The sequence below is a fragment of the Haloferax prahovense genome, assembly GCF_000723845.1.
Classification (GTDB): Archaea; Halobacteriota; Halobacteria; order Halobacteriales; family Haloferacaceae; genus Haloferax; species Haloferax prahovense.
Map to the genome: position 1 here is coordinate 1,561,976 of NZ_LK053000.1, position 16,571 is coordinate 1,578,546.

At 60.6% G+C, this 16,571-nt stretch carries 17 protein-coding genes and 1 tRNA gene; 9 read left to right on the top strand and 9 right to left on the bottom strand.

The genetic code is table 11. The features are described 5' to 3' along the window. Nucleotides 1-30 precede the first annotated feature (30 nt). The 3 genes from BN984_RS20125 to BN984_RS07800 all read right to left on the bottom strand — a co-directional run bounded on the left by BN984_RS20125 (nucleotide 31) and on the right by BN984_RS07800 (nucleotide 1,743). Nucleotides 31-291 (bottom strand): DUF7386 family protein, encoded by a 261-nt coding sequence (locus BN984_RS20125; protein WP_049967982.1) that lies wholly within the window; start codon nucleotides 289-291, stop codon nucleotides 31-33. A gap of 319 nt (nucleotides 292-610) precedes the next feature. Then, nucleotides 611-1,450, bottom strand: a complete 840-nt coding sequence (locus BN984_RS19425) for a hypothetical protein (protein WP_156037888.1) — start codon at nucleotides 1,448-1,450, stop codon at nucleotides 611-613. Between the two features lie 86 nt (nucleotides 1,451-1,536). After that, entirely contained in the window at nucleotides 1,537-1,743 is a 207-nt protein-coding gene (locus tag BN984_RS07800; protein ID WP_049967983.1) for a hypothetical protein, read from the bottom strand. 177 nt (nucleotides 1,744-1,920) lie between these two features. Between BN984_RS07800 and BN984_RS07805 the strand changes: the two genes are divergently transcribed. The 8 genes from BN984_RS07805 (at nucleotide 1,921) to BN984_RS19430 (ending at nucleotide 8,407) form a co-directional block, all read left to right on the top strand. Further along, entirely contained in the window at nucleotides 1,921-2,259 is a 339-nt protein-coding gene (locus tag BN984_RS07805; RefSeq protein WP_244877453.1) for a hypothetical protein, read from the top strand. Further along, complete coding sequence (locus tag BN984_RS07810) at nucleotides 2,256-2,471, top strand: hypothetical protein (RefSeq protein WP_049967985.1); 216 nt, start codon at nucleotides 2,256-2,258, stop codon at nucleotides 2,469-2,471. Before BN984_RS07805 ends, BN984_RS07810 begins: the two co-directional genes overlap by 4 nt. After that, on the top strand, nucleotides 2,468-2,998 hold the full coding sequence (locus tag BN984_RS07815) for a hypothetical protein (protein WP_049967986.1): 531 nt from the start codon (nucleotides 2,468-2,470) through the stop codon (nucleotides 2,996-2,998). The genes BN984_RS07810 and BN984_RS07815 overlap by 4 nt, the downstream gene beginning before the upstream one ends. 5 nt (nucleotides 2,999-3,003) lie before the next feature. Continuing rightward, on the top strand, nucleotides 3,004-4,701 hold the full coding sequence (locus BN984_RS07820; protein WP_049967987.1) for a hypothetical protein: 1,698 nt from the start codon (nucleotides 3,004-3,006) through the stop codon (nucleotides 4,699-4,701). A 30-nt stretch (nucleotides 4,702-4,731) separates the two neighbouring features. Next, nucleotides 4,732-5,295, top strand: a complete 564-nt coding sequence (locus tag BN984_RS07825) for a hypothetical protein (protein ID WP_049967988.1) — start codon at nucleotides 4,732-4,734, stop codon at nucleotides 5,293-5,295. After that, nucleotides 5,289-6,083 (top strand): hypothetical protein, encoded by a 795-nt coding sequence (locus BN984_RS07830; protein WP_049967989.1) that lies wholly within the window; start codon nucleotides 5,289-5,291, stop codon nucleotides 6,081-6,083. Before BN984_RS07825 ends, BN984_RS07830 begins: the two co-directional genes overlap by 7 nt. Then, on the top strand, nucleotides 6,080-7,222 hold the full coding sequence (locus BN984_RS07835; protein WP_049967990.1) for an ATP-binding protein: 1,143 nt from the start codon (nucleotides 6,080-6,082) through the stop codon (nucleotides 7,220-7,222). The genes BN984_RS07830 and BN984_RS07835 overlap by 4 nt, the downstream gene beginning before the upstream one ends. Before the next feature lie 738 nt (nucleotides 7,223-7,960). Continuing rightward, nucleotides 7,961-8,407 (top strand): hypothetical protein, encoded by a 447-nt coding sequence (locus tag BN984_RS19430; RefSeq protein ID WP_156037889.1) that lies wholly within the window; start codon nucleotides 7,961-7,963, stop codon nucleotides 8,405-8,407. 266 nt (nucleotides 8,408-8,673) lie between these two features. Here BN984_RS19430 and BN984_RS07840 read toward each other — a convergent pair whose 3' ends face one another. From BN984_RS07840 to BN984_RS07860, 6 genes are all read right to left on the bottom strand, one after another. Next, the gene (locus BN984_RS07840; protein ID WP_049967991.1) at nucleotides 8,674-10,305 is read right to left on the bottom strand and encodes a DUF7845 domain-containing protein; all 1,632 of its coding nucleotides are present in this window, start codon (nucleotides 10,303-10,305) and stop codon (nucleotides 8,674-8,676) included. Between the two features lie 88 nt (nucleotides 10,306-10,393). Continuing rightward, the gene (locus tag BN984_RS20220) at nucleotides 10,394-10,627 is read right to left on the bottom strand and encodes a DUF7563 family protein (RefSeq protein WP_081909230.1); all 234 of its coding nucleotides are present in this window, start codon (nucleotides 10,625-10,627) and stop codon (nucleotides 10,394-10,396) included. Between the two features lie 61 nt (nucleotides 10,628-10,688). After that, nucleotides 10,689-10,761, bottom strand: a tRNA-Pro gene (locus tag BN984_RS07845). Between the two features lie 49 nt (nucleotides 10,762-10,810). Continuing rightward, on the bottom strand, nucleotides 10,811-12,667 hold the full coding sequence (locus tag BN984_RS07850; protein ID WP_008091379.1) for an SLC13 family permease: 1,857 nt from the start codon (nucleotides 12,665-12,667) through the stop codon (nucleotides 10,811-10,813). 75 nt (nucleotides 12,668-12,742) lie between these two features. Further along, nucleotides 12,743-14,797 (bottom strand): DEAD/DEAH box helicase, encoded by a 2,055-nt coding sequence (locus BN984_RS07855; protein ID WP_008091380.1) that lies wholly within the window; start codon nucleotides 14,795-14,797, stop codon nucleotides 12,743-12,745. Nucleotides 14,798-14,915: 118 nt separating this feature from the next. Next, the gene (locus tag BN984_RS07860) at nucleotides 14,916-15,305 is read right to left on the bottom strand and encodes a cupin domain-containing protein (protein ID WP_049967992.1); all 390 of its coding nucleotides are present in this window, start codon (nucleotides 15,303-15,305) and stop codon (nucleotides 14,916-14,918) included. 86 nt (nucleotides 15,306-15,391) lie between these two features. On the opposite strand from BN984_RS07860, the gene BN984_RS07865 reads away from it, so the two are divergent. Continuing rightward, on the top strand, nucleotides 15,392-16,564 hold the full coding sequence (locus BN984_RS07865) for a M50 family metallopeptidase (RefSeq protein WP_008091384.1): 1,173 nt from the start codon (nucleotides 15,392-15,394) through the stop codon (nucleotides 16,562-16,564). Nucleotides 16,565-16,571 lie beyond the last annotated feature (7 nt).

A 16,571-nucleotide genomic window follows, 5' to 3' on the forward strand; every position in this document is an offset into this window, starting at 1 on the left:
GAAAAAGAAGCTACAACTGGTTACGTGGGGTTACCGCCATCGGCCTTCTACCCGCGTCCGGTATCGAAATCCGAGGACCGATGTATTCGCCACTTGCTGAATCGTGGTTGGGTCTACTTCACCCCGTACCTTCTCGATGTTTGCTTTCGATTCAATCAAGTGCGTGAGCGCCGCGTCGATTACGTCACTCCGCGGTGGGTCGTCCGATGCGTCTCGCGCCACGATCTCGCTCGCTTTGTCGAAGAGCAGCTGCCGTTCGTCGGTCAACTTCAGGCTGGTTCGCTTGGTCATTTATGAGTCACCGTATGCACCGGGGGTCGATTTGCGTGAATCTCGAGTGAACGAGGGTCGATTCTTCTTATACTCTGGGTAACCCGTGACTGCGACCGCGTCGGGCACCTGGTTGAATCGGTCTGAATCTATGCACGGTACTCGCCGTCGACGGCGGTGAAGGTGCATACATCGAGGATGCCGTATACATTCACGCCTGACCCCGTGGGGGCGGAGTTGAGAAGGGGTCTGCACGATACTACTGCTTAGATATTCGCTGGGGCGAGGCATCGACAAGGACGGCCACCCGTCGTATGATATATTCTTTGCCGTATGACCTCTATTCTTCATTTGAAAGTACTTCTTCAGGAATATCTACTACTCCAAATCTTTTGAGCATCATCAGGAACAAAACCCATCCGAATAATTCGAATGTCCAAAATAGGCTTCCAAGAAGAAATCCTAAGATGAGATTCACGATCAGAACTGCTGTACTGGCAACTCCTTCGAGGTTGGGAATGGTGATGAGCGGGAATGTCTGATAGACTACTAAAAGAGCGGTGAAAATGAAGAAGAGTGCAATGAAAACGTTCAGAGTGTTCCAAGTATCTGGCTCAGAAGGGTCAAACGCATCTGAGATTAATTCTCTGTACTGGTTTACTACGCCTCCTACATAGGTGAACAGAGATACTGTGGTTGAGGCGATTAATCGAACAACTACTGACCCACCAACAGTAAGCATGAGTGCTAAAAAGACCGTATCATATGGAATCGAAAACGCCTGTCTAACTAATCCAAAAAATACTAGGGGTACTGAGATCGCAGTAAAGACTTCGCTCACCGCTAAGTAGTCCGTTAATTCTCGGTATTGCTCGATTTGTTTTTCTTCTTTAATATCTTCATCTCCAAGAAAATGGTTCCTGAATGTTGTTTGTACAAGTAGGTTAGTGAATCCGGCCGAGCCAATAGCAACCAGAGATGCGCCGACACCGAGAATCACAAGTGGGTTCTGATATATTCCTGCCAAATCCGCCAAATCATTACTCGTGAAAATGGAGACTCCGGGGATGAACGCCGCAAAAACTAATAGGTTAGTTCTAATTAGAGAAACGGCACTTTGTCGAATAGTATTCCAGTTATTGAAATCTGAGATGTGAGACTTCCGCACGTCATCAATCATATATGTGTCTGACAGGTACTATCATGCCAACAATATTTCGGTCATTAGATACTATCCCGCGAAATTAAGCGTAGTCTATTCACCTATCATCTTTGAAACACCTCGTCGAGTTCCGGAATGCCGTCGGAATCGACTGCGCGAACGAGGTACGAGCGCTTTCCAACCCGCTGAATGTGCATCTCCTGGTCGTCTGGGACTACTCCATCTTCGTCGAGAATACCGTCCATCCGTAGTTCGTCCTTATCGAGCGATACAGTTGGGGTACCTTCTCGATCGCACAGTTTGCGGAACATTGTACACGGAGCGGGCCACCCGCCTAGATAAAAATGTTCCTTCTGTGGCCCTCTCGTAGCCAAAACCCTGAATGATACGACGTGTCGGGTGGCCGCCGTCATCGTATCATGTCCATAATGGAATTCGATCCGGAGGACGCCGCGGCGCTTGTCGCGACGTTCATCGGGACGACGGCAATGGCAGGAATCGCATCGTGGTCGCTGTTCGACGTGACGCTCTCAGACGTGGCGTTCCAACTCGCGGGCAACGACGTGACGCTGGCGACGCTCCTCACGTTGGTCTCGCTCGGCGTCACCATCCTCACGAACGACAACGCCGAGTTATCCACCCTGCACCAGCAGGCGAAGGATCTCGACAACTACTACTACTACAGCATCGTCGCCTCGGTCGGCCTGTTGGTCGGCTGGGTCTTCTTCGGTGACGTGAGTTCGTTCGTGCAGTCGCAGGACCTCTGGGGCGTCGGCTACGTCGCTGTGAGTCTCACCGCGCAGATGGCGATCGGGTGGATGCTATGAACCTCGATCTCGACGACCTCGACCTCGAAACGGTTGCAATCATCGGCGCGGGCGTCGGATCGCTCGACGCCGGTCTGTCGGCTGCGACCGACATCACACTCCTGTCCGATCTCCTCGGTGGAAGCCTCGAAACTGGACTTATCGCGATCGGCGTGGCTGGTGGTGTCGTCATCGCGGACAAGCTCGGACTCGTTGAGGTGTTCGAGTCGTGAGGCGCGGCCGCGCAACCCTCGCGCTCGTCGGTCTCCTGGTCGTGGCCGTCGCTGCAATCGCCTTCGTCGGTCTCGGCGCGGCGACCGTGACGACCGACTCGGCCAACTTCACGAGCGTCGGCAACGACACGCTCGCAAACCAGACCATCGACGTGACCAACGACACGCGGAGCCTCTACGTCGAGTTGGACAATGACACCGCGACAGCTTCCGAACCCGTCGAAGTCGCAGTCTACGAGGTCGATGGTGACGGTAACGAGACCGAAGTCGACCGCGTGCAGATCTCTGCAGCCGACGAGACAACTGAACTCTACGAGTTCGACGCCCTCGACCCGACGAATGTCTCGACCTACCGCGTCGAAGTACTCGGGACTGCATCGGCGATTGACTCGTCCGCTCTCGACGTGGGGACGGTCGCGGCAGTCTCGTCCGGCGGCGGCTTCTTCGGTGGCTCGTCCGGGGGCGTCGGAATCGGCGCGATCGCGGTCCTCGCAGTTGGCGGCTATCTCGCGCTCAAGGAGGACTGAGTCTGATGCTCCGAATTGCATCGACCTACGCCGCCGTTGGTCTCGGCGTCGGCGCGGCCTACCTCGCTGGGATTCACGGTGACTACCTAGGCGCGGTGGCTCTCGCTGTGGTCGCTGTTGCCTTTGTCGTACTCCGACTCTCGCTCGGAGATGTGGTCAGGGTCATGCCTAATATTGGCTCATATCTCATAGTTCCCTCTGCACGCTCTGTTGCGGCCGTATTGTTCGCTCTCGCTCTCGTCTCAGCAGCGGCAGGGTCAGGGGTAATGGGGCCGACTGCACAGCAGACCGTCGACGACTACCGGCCCGTTGGAGACGCACGTGCAATCGCGTGTGGTGGCCTCTGTCTCGCGGCCGGTGCTGGTATTGCCGTTTCGTTCGGTGCTGGCTACCTCGTGTCGGAGTATCTGTCTGGTGACGACACCTCTCAGTTGTACATCGACGCCGACGCTAACCAGACTCACGTCGATGTCTATCAGCACGGCAAAACGATGCGCTCAGGCATGGAAACCACCGATGCCGTCATGACTAACCAAGTTGAAGACGGCTCTCGAAACATCGCGTGGGCAAAAGCCAAAATCGCCGCTATTGAAGCTCTGAACCGCGGAGAATCCCAAGCTGAGGTCAAGAACGCATCAAAAGCGGCGGTTGAGGATTACTACACCACGATGCAGATGAATTATATCGGCCAGTACAACGACGTGGTGCGGAAATACCACTATCTAAACGAAACCTACGAGGGCCACTCAGAATTGTCCTCGAATGTTGAGACAGGGAACGTGAACGAATCCACCGGGATTTGGGTGTTCAAGGCGGGATTCGATTACTCCTACGACGGTCTCAACAGTACCACCTACACCGCGGCGAACGGAACCGAGGTCAATGTCTCAACGGTCCAGTTCGCCAGTGGGAGTGAAACATCTCTGCTTGCAACTGGTGGGTCTCGAAAAAGCAAGCTCATGATTGAGGGATACGATTACGCGGAGTACGGCTCTGAGCCGAACCTCGCTGTCCTCAACATAAATCACTCTGCGAACCGCTTGGATGCCATTGAGACGGCAAACTCGCAGATGAAATCTAACGCCGACTTGTACGTTGAAAACTTGATGAATGCGTACTCGTCCGGCGACATCGACATCTCCGATATTCCAGACCCTAGTACCCTCTCACAGGAGTACGCGACAGAATACAACTCCACAGGATACTATGCCTTCGCTGGTGCTGACCTCGCGCTGATGGGCGTGGGAACGTCCATGAACCACTCGATGGCCTTCGAGATGGCCGACGGGACCGTCTACAACGGCAGCCTCTATACGAACTGGGAGCCGGAGTCAACCGAGGGTGAATGGGAAACTGGCGTTACCTACTACCCATCTAACGCGACTGACTCAATGGTATTCTTCGCCACGAATCAGGGACTCATCGCGGCAGACCAACCGTTCACCATCACGCAGATGACGAACGTCAAGACCGGCGAGACGGTCGAAAACACGACGACACAAAGTTACAACCGACAGACTCAGAACGCCTCTCTCACCCTCGAAGAACTCCAGTCGCTGCTTGAACTCCAGAACGAACTGGATGCTCAAAAAGACGATGCGATTGGTGGCGGTGGAGGGCTTGGATTTGGTGGTTTCAGCGAGAACTCGGTTCTAATCGGACTCGCCGCCATCGTCGTCTTCCTTGTCGGACGAGAGAACTGACCGCACAACTCTATCCCCGTATTTCGGAACATGCGCCGAATCATCATCACGCTCATCATGCTCATCGCAGTCGCATCGCCCGCTCTCGCTGGCACCGTCGCCGCCGCGAACAACTCAACGGTGGCCTCGACGCCGACAGACGGACCAACCCGAACTATCGAACTCTCGCAAACGACGACAATCGAAGACTGGCGGTTCGAAAACGGCACGTTCTATCTGAGCGTGAACGCCGAAGTCCCGACTCGACTAGCCATCACCGACGCGGGTGAGCTCTCACGGATTCTCTCCGAGGGAGACGGCGCGGCCGCCGGAAAAGCCCGCGTCCGACGCCTGACCTTGACCCCCGGAACGACCGTCGTCAAGTTCCGCGCCGAATCGGTCGGCGACGCGTCGGCGATCACCGTCTCCTCGTCGAACGCAGACGGAATCGTTGCTATCCGCTCCGATGCGATCAAGACTGGAAACCCACCCATCGAGTACGGAACAGTCCAGACGCTCCTCGCATCGACAGCGGTCGCCGCAGCCGGTGGCACCTTCCTGTGGGTTCGCAAGAAGCGCGACGAGAAGCAACTGGAGGTTGAACGAGAATGGTGAACGACTGGGTGAAGCTCGGCGCTGTCGGCGCTGTCCTCGCCTACTTCGGTGGGTATCAGTTCCCCGAGTGGGCACCACTCGCCGCGTCCGGTCTCGTCATCGCTGGCATCGGTGCGTTGTTCGCGACGGGGAAAATCAACGATCTCCTCCCCGACCCACCGCGGGTGCGTCTCGTGCAGGTGAATGCGAACAGCGACGACCCGTTGGCGTGCTGGTCTCTGTCCCCGGACAAGTTCGCAGAGATGCAGGTCGAGTGGGGACCGCTGTACCCACACGAGCAGGCTCACGGCGATGTGTACGAGTGCTACGCGTATGATCCGTCCTCGAACGTCGCAGTAGGGACGTGGCGGCGTTCCCTCCCCGGTTCGTCACTCGTGGGGCGGCACGATACGGACGACGTTCTCGACGTAGTTGGAGAGCTTCGTGGTGATCTCGAACCGGCGGCGCGGAGAGGACAGGAACTCCGACAGGCGCTCCCAGCTATCGTGAGAAGAGTGAAGCACGATACGATGGAGGCACAGAACGCCGCGCTCGACCCATCGGCACCGATGATCACCGACCAGCCGACGGTCGACGAGATCATCACGTCCGAACTCCCCGAAGAACTTCGTCCCGGCCGACTGCAGAACGGCGACCTTCGTGATCTCCTCGAGGCCGCGGGCGACCAGGACGACAATCGGGGCGACTGGGGCGATGGTCTCGGGATGGTTCTCGATGACGACCTCGCCGATGATGCGCTCGAACCTGTTCCCACCGACCCGCTCGTTAACGATGGTGGTAACCGATGAGCGGACGCAAGCAGGGTGACTCGGCTGTTTACGCAGCTGCACAGGGACGCGAGTTCCTACGGGGTGCGCTCCGTGACAAGAGCAACGAGTACATTCGTGAGTTCGCCGGGATGATCGACGACCCCGACGTGCTCGACTTTCTGAATCGGTACTGCTCGATCTATGAGGAGCGCGGCAAGAACTTTCTCGAGACCCACGTCGGTCGGCACGTCGTCCGGTCGGCCGCAACGTCGATGGCTGACCGCGCGTACCGCGAGGGGAACGTCTCGCAACTGCAGGGCATGGTCGGGCTCACTAACCAGAAGCGGGACGGCTCCGAGGCTATCGTCGAGGCGGCGAAACGACTCGCCGACGAAGGTGCGATCTATCTCGTTCTCGGTCCACCGGGTGCGGGAAAGACTGCATTCGCGCTCGACGTGGCGCGCGTCTTCGGTTCTCTCACCGGCGGTACCGTCCTCGCGAACGTCGCGTGGGACGGTGCAGACCGAGTCACGACATCGTCTGGTTCGATGCTCGACGCGATGGGCTCGACCGATGGACAAGTGCTACAGCTCATCGACGAGGCGGGGCAGTCGCTTACGTCTCGAGGAGCTGAGGCAGCGATCACCGACGAGTTCGTGAAATCGCTGAAGTACGTCCGCAAGAAGGAGGACGGCGACACCTACGCGAAACGTGGCTCCGTCCTGCTCATCGGACATACGAGAAAGGACACCGCCGCCGAGATTCGTCGACTCGCGTCGGGTGCGTTCGTCAAACCGACCCGGAACGACCCCGGCCGCGTTGTGTTCCTCGATTCTGAGGGTGGTGCGGACTCATTCGAGGAAGCCGCTGAGTTCACCGGCGTCACGGATACGCGTGAGAAGTACGATGAGCACGAAGCGTCTCACTTCTCGGTGACGCTCGACGACGAAGACGATGGCCAGGACGACTCACCAGATCCGAACCAGATTCGATGGGAGTCTGCCGTGGCGACCGTGATCAAAGCGTGCAAGCCGTGGGATGATGAAAACGGAATGAGCTATCCTGACGCGGCCGAACTCGTCAGCTTCGGAGATTCATGGGTCGGGAATCGCGTCCGCGAGTGGAAACGTGGCGATCATCGAGATATCGTGAGCAGTCCGGAAGGCGATTTCGAGTGACGGCGGTAACTTCCAGTAGTCGCCACCACCAGCGACCCCCCGGACGGCGTATAATTACTTATCTACTGATGCGCCGCTGGCTGCCCCCGGTGGTGGCCCGACCCCGGTTGAACCAGAATTTTGCTCTCGGTCCTCGAGGAGATCGGCGCGAAGACGTGGTGGGTCAAAGGTCATGAGGAATCGAAGTAAGAAAGCAGCTCACTACGGCGCACTCACTGAGCGTGCTGCTCGACAGAGGTACGGTCTCGAACCTGCGCACTCGTCTTGGCAGGATGCGGAGACTGAGGACGGTCGGCCTGTAGAAGTGAAGAGTGCGATGATGGTTCGGAGGAGTGGGAAGATCGGTCGGTTCAGGGTTTTTGAAGACTATCACGCTCGACTCCAACGAGAAGATGGCCTGTACGTGTTTGTTCTCTACTCAGCTACTGGTGGGTCTGGTGGGGGTGGCATTCGGATTCAGAATATTCGTTCTATCCAAGCGTCCTCCCTACAGCTACGGTTCTACGGTGCAGGCGGCCACCGTGACTCGGAGCAGGTGAAAATTCACCCGCGTCGAGTCTTCAGTTGACCGGTGTTTAGGGCCCTCACTTTTCCTGGCCGGGTGAGGCTAGCATTGTGGCTTGTGTGTTTCTACAGACGCAGAACCGTTGAATCTCACTTCTGGACTCTCTATCCGAGGATTTGAACGGGGTTTTGTCCACACAGAAATTAATATGATCGCAACCATAACCGAAGAGAGTGTTACTAAATGACTTTCTCTTAGGTATATTGGCTACCATCTTTGCAGGGCTTGGTCTGTTTACTCTTCGCCGGAAAATCATTGCAGACAAAATTAGGATCGCGATTGTTACTGAGATCAGGAATACGCCAGTAGGTACATTCAAAACAGCTTTTCTTGGTCACCAGGCCCTCGAAACACCAATTATCGACTCACAGCTACCGAGAATCGACTATCTAAGCCAAGAGGAGGTAGAACTCGTCGCTGACTATCAGTCACATATGAAACGTATTCGAGATTATAGCGATAGAACTAGTGCTGAGGATCGAGTAAGTATCTCCAGATCTCTCGCCGAAGAAGGAAGTGCAAAAGCAACTCAGACGGCGGATCTATTGGAATCAAATGCGCACATCTGGCGTTTGGTTGAGTTCCTCAATAACTTCTGTAGCGGATCTGGTGCCGACTGACTATTCAACAATATCTCCTCCAGCATTTCGACTGCGTCAACTCGAGGTACACAACCGGAGGGTTATTTTTTCTCAGTTGTGACGTTAGTCACACTCCCTAAGGGGGCTGTCCCACCGGACGAAAACAGCACCCGCCCGATCTCCTCGAGCGCGGCCGCTCACGGAGAATCGAGACTCCACCCGAAAACAGGGTTCGGACGAAAACAGCGGTGTAGTATATAAAAGAAGAGACCGACCGAGAGTGTTGCCACTCAGACGGCCACCGGCTACAGGTGCTTCTGAGCGACCGTGTTCTGCACGGGACCGTACGCCCGGTCGTAGGTGATGATCGCGTTGAGGAACCGCCGAGAGTCGAGTCCGGCGTCACACCACGCGCTGTAGCCCTCCTCGAGCACGTCGGGCAGATACTCGCCCGTCGCCGCGGAGTTCTTCGACTGAGTGAGAACCGTCCGGATACGAATCCGCACGCGGTCGTCGCGGTCATCCATCCCGGCGACGACTTCTGCACCGTAGCGGTTCAGCCAGTTCTGTAGCGCACGACCAGACCGCTCCAGGTCGCGGGGATCGACGTTCAGCACGTTCTCGATTCGACCGGCCACCGAGTCTACCACGTCGTCCGCGATGCTCACCAGCTCGCGCACTTCCTGCGCGATCTTCGAGGAGACCCACTTCACGACTCCACCGTCGTTCTCGAGAAGTCCCGAGAGACGCTGGAGGACGCGGTAGATCGTCGTGGAAGACCAGCCGGTCCCGTCCTCGAGTTCACCAACAGGTGTGCCCCCATCGGTTACTGCGAGGTGCTTGAGTACGTCTCTGTCTGAATCACCGAGTCTCGAGAGCGTGCGCATGATGACCGAGTCTTGAGACGCTTCGATCTCCGGTGTCGGGTCATCCCACAGCGCGATGGTCCGGCCGGACGCGACCGCGCTGAAGTGGTCGTCAGCGATGAACCACATACCCGGCCGAGTCGGGATGTCCGCCCACGACAGGACGTTCAGGAGTTTCTCTTCCAGGTCACCAACCAGATCGTGCCGATCGTCCCACGCGACCGCCTGATCACGGTTCAGGTTCTTCTTGTACAGCGCACCGAGTTTCGGGTGGTACAGCGGGTCACCGTCAGCGCTCTCGCGAACATACTGCGGGTGGTAGTGCTTCAGCTGCAGTCCTCGAGGACGGTGCTGGCTGTTCGGGAAGAGTTCGGTGATCGCCGACCGATCGAGCCGGAGCTGGTGGTTGTAGCCGACCACGTCCTCGTTGTTCGAATCGTAGACGACGTGGGAACCCTCGATGTCGGCCGAGAGCATGAACAACCGCATGAAGACGCCGTCGCGTCGAACCAGCTTCTTCGCCTGATCGCGGTCGATTCTCAGATACCGCTCATGCTGAGTTATCGTCGAGAACTTGTGCGGCTCTTCGGCGAAGTACTTGCGAGACCAGTCGAACCCGACTTTCTCACAGACGCGGCGCATCACCCACTTGAAGACGTGCGGAATCTCGTCTAACTCGAGATTGACCACGTTCTGTAGTTTCACGTTCGTCGCGGGACCGAGCGTCGCAGGGACGCTGTCAGGCCGGTTCTCGTCGGACCACGCGAGACGTGGCTGTACGCAGACCGGAAGCTTCCGCTCTCCCTCACCGTACGCGTTGATGTCGTACTCGAGAAGCGAGTTCACCGTGTCTGCCTCGCGCGGAGACAGTCCCGACTGGTGGAAGCCCATCGAGACTTCCCACGTCTCGGTTCCGTCCTCCTCGAGGCGGGGCACCTCGATCTCGATCTTCGAGATACCGCCGTCGATGTGATTGTACAGTTGGCGGACTGCCCAGTACGGAGATGACCCGTACTCACCGTAGAGGAGATTACCGCGCGTCTCGTGGGGCGCGCTCGCGACGGAACTCATCGTTGGCCCTCCTCTGCGAGATCGTGGCCGCAGTACTCACAGCGGAAGAGACAGTCACTCTCACGACTGCAGGACGGACAGCGAACCGTCATTGCCACCGCTCCGGGTTACCGCCGTGGCGACCGCACGCCTGCTGTGGGTCTGGAACAGAGACGGAGAGACCAGCGGCCGACCCGCCTTGCAGACGAATGAGCGTGTCACACTCGCGACAGCGGTGAACGTGGTTGTCGGAATCGCCGTAGACACGACGGAAGTCGCGGGTGACGTGTGACCCGCAGTACCGACAGCTACTCGCGTCGCTCTTGGACTCGAGTAGCATCATGCCGACCACCTCAAACGGCCGTTAGAACCGGAAAGAACGGCCGATTCAGCCTTAATGGGTATGGGACCGCCCGGATTTGAACCGGGGTCACGGGCACCCAAGGCCCGAAGTATACCAGGCTAACCCACGGTCCCGCACATACGACTCTCCCCGTCGCGGAGTAAAGGGTTTCGTTCCGCCCCGTCAGGTCAGGGGGAAGAAGTACGCGACGCCGAGCGTCGTCACGACCCCGAGGAGCAACTGTAGCGGGCCGCCGACGCGGATGTAGTCCGTGAACTTGTAGCCGCCGGGGCCGTAGACGAACAGGTTCGTCTGGTAGCCGACGGGGGTCATGAAGGCCGTCGACGCCGCGAACATGACCGCGAGGACGAACGAGAACGGGTCGGCTCCGAGGGTCGTCGCGGCCTCGATGGCGACGGGAATCATGAGCACGACGCTCGCGTTGTTCGAGATGACGTTCGTCAGGAGCGCCGTCACGAAGTAGAACACGCCGAGGACCGCGATAAGGGGGAGGTAGTCGCCGGTCATCACGACCAGTTCGGCGAGGAGTTCGGCGGCCCCGGAGTTCTCCATCGCGATGCCGAGCGGGATGACGCCCGCGAGGAGGAAGATAACGTCCCACTGAACGGCGTCGTACAACTCGGTCGGCCGGAGACACTTCGTGGCGACCATGGCGAGCGCGCCGAGGAGCGCGGCGACGACGATGGGGAGAAAGTCGAGCGCGGCGAGCGCGACGACGCCGGCGACGATGCCGACGGCGACCGGAATCTTCGATTCGCGGTAGTCGTGGCGCTCGATTTCCTGGGCGACGATGAAGTTGCGGTTGTTGTCGAGACGTTCGATGCTCTCGACGGTCGCCTGCACGAGCAGCGTGTCGCCGACGCGGAGCGGGAGGTTGTCCATCCGCCGGCGGATGAGTTCGCCGCCGCGACGGAGCGCGAGCACGGTCGCGTCGTACCGCTGTCTGAAACTCGCCGAGGCGAGCGACTCGCCGACCAGCGCCGACCCCGGTGCGACGACGACCTCGACGAGGTTCTGGCCGCGGTCGGCGAGTTCGAGTTCGTCTTCGGTGACGGTCGCCGGCACGAGGTCGAGTCCCTCCACGTCGAGCAGTTCGACGAGCGTGTTGCGGTCGGTCCGGAGGGTGAACACGTCGCCCGGCTGAATCTCCTTCGGGCCGAGCGGTTCGAGGAAGACGCTCTCGCCGCGGATGAGTTGGAGGAGGTCCACGTCGAACTCGGTCTCGACGAGCGCCCGCTGGACCTGCTGGCCGACGAGCGGGGAGTCCTCGCGGACGACGACCTCGGTCAGGTACTCCGCCATCTCGAACTCCTCTGTCAGGTCGCGCCGGGGCTCGATTCGCGCCGGCGTGAGCCGCCGGCCGATTGTCATGAGGTAGACGACGCCGACGACCATGACCACCGCACCGAGCGCGGTGAACTCGAACATCGTGAAGGGCGCTTCGCCCGTGATGCGCGAGTAGACGTCGCTGGCGAGGATGTTGGTCGAGGTCCCGATGAGCGTCAGCATGCCGCCGAACATCGAGGCGTACGACAGCGGTAAGAGGAGCTTCGAGGGCGAGGTCCGCCCGCGTTCTGCGAGGTCGGTCACCATCGGCAACAGGATGGCGACCGCGGCGGTGTTGTTGATGAACCCGGAGATGGGGCCGACGAGGCCGACCGTCGCGCCGAGTTGTCGCAGTTCGCTATCGCCGGTGAACGTCGATATCTTCGCGCCCAGTAGCTGAATGATGCCGGTCCGCTGGACGCCCTCGCTGAGGATGAACATCGCGAGGACGGTCAGCGTCGCCGTGTTGGCGAACCCCGAGAGGGCGTCGCCGGGGTAGGATTCGAAGAGAACGATGGGCGCGCCGAGCATCCCCGCCGAGGCGAGCGCCTCCGAGGCGGGTTGAATCAGCATCAACGACACCATCACGCCGATTGCCGTCACGTCGACCGGCACGGGTTCGGTCGCGAAAAACGCCAGCGCGACGAGGATGACGGCGAAGACGACGAGGATGTCCGGCGTTATCGCTACCACGCGGTCACCGACGCGTCGGCGGCCAAAAAGCGTGCGGGATTCGGAATATCCGCCCCCGCTGAAGGCGTCCGGACGCTACCGGCCTTCCTCGTCGAGTTCGAGGTCGGCGACGATTTCGTACGGCGACGACCCCTTCCGGATACCGTCGAGGATGGCGAAGGCCTCTCTCGGCGAGAGGAACTGCCGCGTCACGGCGAGCCCGAGCGGCGTCGGGTCGAGGCCGTCGATGAAGCCCCACTCCAAGAGCTTCCCCACCGCGTGGGTCGTCGGCACCTCGCCGAGCATCCGGCTGTTGAGCGCCTTCGCCTTCTTGCCGGCGACGACGATGTTCGCCAGCGTCTCTTCGACCGCCGAGGACTGGTCGTACACCGTCCGGACCTCCTCCATCTCGCCTTTGAGGAGTTTGAACGCGACCTCGTCTTCGGTCATCTCCATCGTGTTGTGATAGCTCGCGTCGGGTTCGACGAGCAGGTAGACGACGCCCTTGTCGTGGTAGTCGGGGCGGCCGGCGCGGCCGAGCATCTGGCTGAACTCCTGGACGGAGAGCCACTCGATGCCCATCGCCAGCGTGTCGAAGATGACCTGCGACGCCGGGAAGTCGACCCCGGCGGCGAGCGCGGCGGTCGTCACGACGGCCGCGAGGTCCTGATTGGCGAACTGTCGCTCCACCCGCTTTCGCTGGCCGTAGTCCAAGCCGGCGTGGTACGCCGCGGCGTTGTAGTCCATCTTCCGGGCGATTTCGTGGCACCGCCGCCGCGAGTTGGTGAAGATGATGGTCTGGCCGCGGTAGCCCTTCGAGGACTTCGAGTCGAACGCCTGCCGCACGAGGCGGTTTTCGATTCGCGGCTTTTCCTGCCCGTCGGCGAAGGTGACGTGGCGCTCGATGGGGACGGGGCGGTCCTCGTACTCGACGAGGTTGGCCCGGAGGGTCTGTGCGAGCCACTTCGGGTTGCCGACGGTCGCAGAGAGGTAAATCCACTGCGCGCCGCCGTAGCTCTCGCGGCGCTTCGCGCGGGCCTCGCAGTAGTGTTTCAGGCGGGCTATCATCCCGTCGAGGCGGTGGCCGCGCTCTTCTTCTTTCAGGGTGTGGACCTCGTCGATGACGACCGTGCCGATGTCGCCGAGGTCCTTGCCCGTCCGGAGCGCGTGGTCGATGCCCTCGTAGGTGCCGACGATGACGTCGGCGTTCGGGTCGAATCGGTTGCCGTCGTCGTTGATTCGGCTCGCGCCGACGCGGATGGTCACCTTGCCGAGGTGGCCGTAGCGCTCCTTGAAGTCCTCGTGCTTCTGGTTCGCGAGCGCGACCAGCGGGACGAGAAACAGCATCTTCCCGTCGTCGTTCAGCATCCGGTTGATGCCGGCGAGCTCGCCGACGAGCGTCTTCCCGGTCGCCGTCGCGCTCACGACGAGCTGGTCGTCGCCGTCGAGCAGCCCGTTGTCGATGGCGAGGCTCTGGACGGGAAGCAGGGTGTCGAAGCGCTCGGTCAGCATCGACTTCAGGTTCGGGTGGAGGTCGAGCGTCTCCGTCTCGACCAGCTCCACGTCCTCGGTCGTCGCGCTGATGGTGTCGAACTTCGTCAGGTCGGGGTCCAACTCACCCTGCAGTAAGTTCGTGATGCGGGTCAGGTCGCCCGTCTCGTAGAGCAGTTCCTCCAGGCGCTCTTGGGCGGCCTGCGTGAGCCCGCCCGCGAAGGAGAGTTCGCCCTCCAGTTCTTGGACGGCGCAGTCGCGACAGATGTGCTCGTGTTCGGCCTTGATGGCCGTGTCGTCGGTGATGGGCGAGTACCGGCCGTTGACGGCGCAGCGGCGGCAGGTCCGCACCGTCAGCGCCTCCAACTGGTAGCCGTCGAGCATCTCTTTCAGCTCGTCGCGGCCGTCTTTCGGCGTCTGCTGAGAGATGCGGATGCGGGCGGCCGACCGGGCGAGTTCGACGAACTGACTCGGGTCGCGCGGCGAGTCGTCTCCCTTCCGAGTCACCAGAAAGCGCAGGGGTCGAGGCCCCGCGTTCGTCTCTTTGAGTTCGAGCTTGCCGCGGAGCACCCGCTTTCCGTCCCGGCGGGCGACGACGAGGTAGTCGTCTCCCGTCTGGTGGAGAAAGAGCGTGTCGACGCGGGTGACCTGTTTAGACACGGTGCCTGCTACGGCGACGTGGTATTTCAGCGATTCGCCTGCGAACGCTCAGGCTCGATAGCGACCCGCATGCGGCTTCGTACTCTGGCCGCCGCGGCCGCCGCGTCCCCGTCCACGCTCAGGCGTCGGCGTCGTCGGCGAGTTCGATGGCGTCGTCGCCGTTGGGGACCGCACAGAGGAACGACCCCTCTCCGTCGGACTCGTTTCGGTACCAGTGGACGACGCCGGCGGGAATCAAAAGCGAGTCGCCGGCTTCGACCTCGTACTCCTCGTCGCCGATGCCGACGACGTACCGACCCGAGAGGACGTACTGCTCGTGTTCGACCTCGTTGGTGTGTTTCGGCACCGTCGCGCCGGGGTCCAGGACGAACCGCCGGATTGCAAAGTTCGGCGCGCCGTCGGCCTCGGAGACGAGGACGCCCTTCGACATCCCGTCGGCCGCGCCGACCCGCTCGTACTCGATGTCCGCGCCCCGCTTGACCACCGGCTCCGGTCGGGAATCACTCATATCTCCCCGTCGATTCCCCGCCTGCGTAAGCATTTCCCCGTCTCTTCGCCCTGACTGCTTAAGGCCCCTCCGGGGTTACTACGGGTATGCGAGGAATCCGCATCGGTAGCGCCTTCGGCATCCCGATAAAGCTGGACCTCACGTTCCTCATCGTTCTCCCGCTTTTCGCGTGGCTCATCGGCTCGGACGTGACGAATCTCGCGCTCGTCGTCAACGACCTCTTCGGCTCGAACATCGACGGCGTGGCCATCTCCGCGGGGTCGATGCAGTGGATACTCGGAAGCGCGGCCGCCATCGGGCTGTTCGCCGGCGTCCTGCTGCACGAGTTCGGCCACTCGCTCGTCGCCATGCGCTACGGCTACGAAATCGAGTCCATCACGCTCTGGCTCTTCGGCGGCGTCGCCCGGTTCAAGGAGATTCCCGAGGACTGGAAACAGGAGTTCACCATCGCCGTCGCCGGCCCGCTCGTCTCGGTCGCCATCGGCGTCGTCTCCTACGCCGGCTTCCTCTTGCTCCCCGAGTCGCAGGCCCCCGCGCAGTTCGTCCTCGGCTACCTCGCGCTGGTGAACGTCTCGCTCGCCGTGTTCAACATGCTCCCCGGCTTCCCGATGGACGGCGGCCGCGTCCTCCGGGCGCTCCTCGCGCGGAACCGCCCGCACGCGAAAGCGACGCAGATGGCCGCCGAGGTCGGCAAGGTGTTCGCGTTCCTCCTCGGCCTGTTCGGCCTCTTTTTCAACCTGTTTCTCGTCGCGCTCGCCTTCTTCATCTACATGGGCGCGTCCGGTGAGGCCCAACAGACCGTCCTCAAGGCGACGTTCCAGGACGTGGTCGTCCGCGACATCATGACCAGTCGCGAAAACCTCGACGTGGTCGACGAGAGGACCTCAGTCGCGGAACTCCTCGAACGCATGTTCGTCGAGCGCCACACGGGCTACCCGGTCCTCAGAAACGGCAACCTCGTCGGCATGGTCACCCTCGACGACGCCCGCGGCGTCAAGGAGGTCGAACGCGACGCCTTCCGCGTCGACGACATCATGAGCGACGAACTAACGACCATCACCCCCGACGCCGACGCGATGGACGCCATCGCGCTCATGCAGGAACGCGGCGTGGGTCGCCTCCCGGTCGTCGACGAGACGGGTGACCTCGTCGGCCTCGTCTCCCGGTCGGACCTCGTCACCGCCTTCAACATCATCCGCAGTCGCGGCTCGCTCGACGCCATGCCCCGGTCAGACGCTGGACTCGCCCAACTCCGCTGATTCGCCG

What these genes read in the sequence shown, in the direction of transcription:
- BN984_RS07825 (WP_049967988.1), top strand. Translation starts at nt 4,732, where the DNA reads ATGCGCCGAATCATCATCACGCTCATCATGCTCATCGCAGTCGCATCG.
- BN984_RS07810 (WP_049967985.1), top strand. Translation starts at nt 2,256, where the DNA reads ATGAACCTCGATCTCGACGACCTCGACCTCGAAACGGTTGCAATCATC.
- BN984_RS07860 (WP_049967992.1), bottom strand. Translation starts at nt 15,305, where the DNA reads ATGAGTGATTCCCGACCGGAGCCGGTGGTCAAGCGGGGCGCGGACATC.
- BN984_RS07840 (WP_049967991.1), bottom strand. Translation starts at nt 10,305, where the DNA reads ATGAGTTCCGTCGCGAGCGCGCCCCACGAGACGCGCGGTAATCTCCTC.
- BN984_RS07820 (WP_049967987.1), top strand. Translation starts at nt 3,004, where the DNA reads ATGCTCCGAATTGCATCGACCTACGCCGCCGTTGGTCTCGGCGTCGGC.
- BN984_RS19425 (WP_156037888.1), bottom strand. Translation starts at nt 1,450, where the DNA reads ATGATTGATGACGTGCGGAAGTCTCACATCTCAGATTTCAATAACTGG.
- BN984_RS07835 (WP_049967990.1), top strand. Translation starts at nt 6,080, where the DNA reads ATGAGCGGACGCAAGCAGGGTGACTCGGCTGTTTACGCAGCTGCACAG.
- BN984_RS07830 (WP_049967989.1), top strand. Translation starts at nt 5,289, where the DNA reads ATGGTGAACGACTGGGTGAAGCTCGGCGCTGTCGGCGCTGTCCTCGCC.
- BN984_RS20125 (WP_049967982.1), bottom strand. Translation starts at nt 291, where the DNA reads ATGACCAAGCGAACCAGCCTGAAGTTGACCGACGAACGGCAGCTGCTC.
- BN984_RS20220 (WP_081909230.1), bottom strand. Translation starts at nt 10,627, where the DNA reads ATGATGCTACTCGAGTCCAAGAGCGACGCGAGTAGCTGTCGGTACTGC.
- BN984_RS07865 (WP_008091384.1), top strand. Translation starts at nt 15,392, where the DNA reads ATGCGAGGAATCCGCATCGGTAGCGCCTTCGGCATCCCGATAAAGCTG.
- BN984_RS07805 (WP_244877453.1), top strand. Translation starts at nt 1,921, where the DNA reads ATGGCAGGAATCGCATCGTGGTCGCTGTTCGACGTGACGCTCTCAGAC.
- BN984_RS07800 (WP_049967983.1), bottom strand. Translation starts at nt 1,743, where the DNA reads ATGTTCCGCAAACTGTGCGATCGAGAAGGTACCCCAACTGTATCGCTC.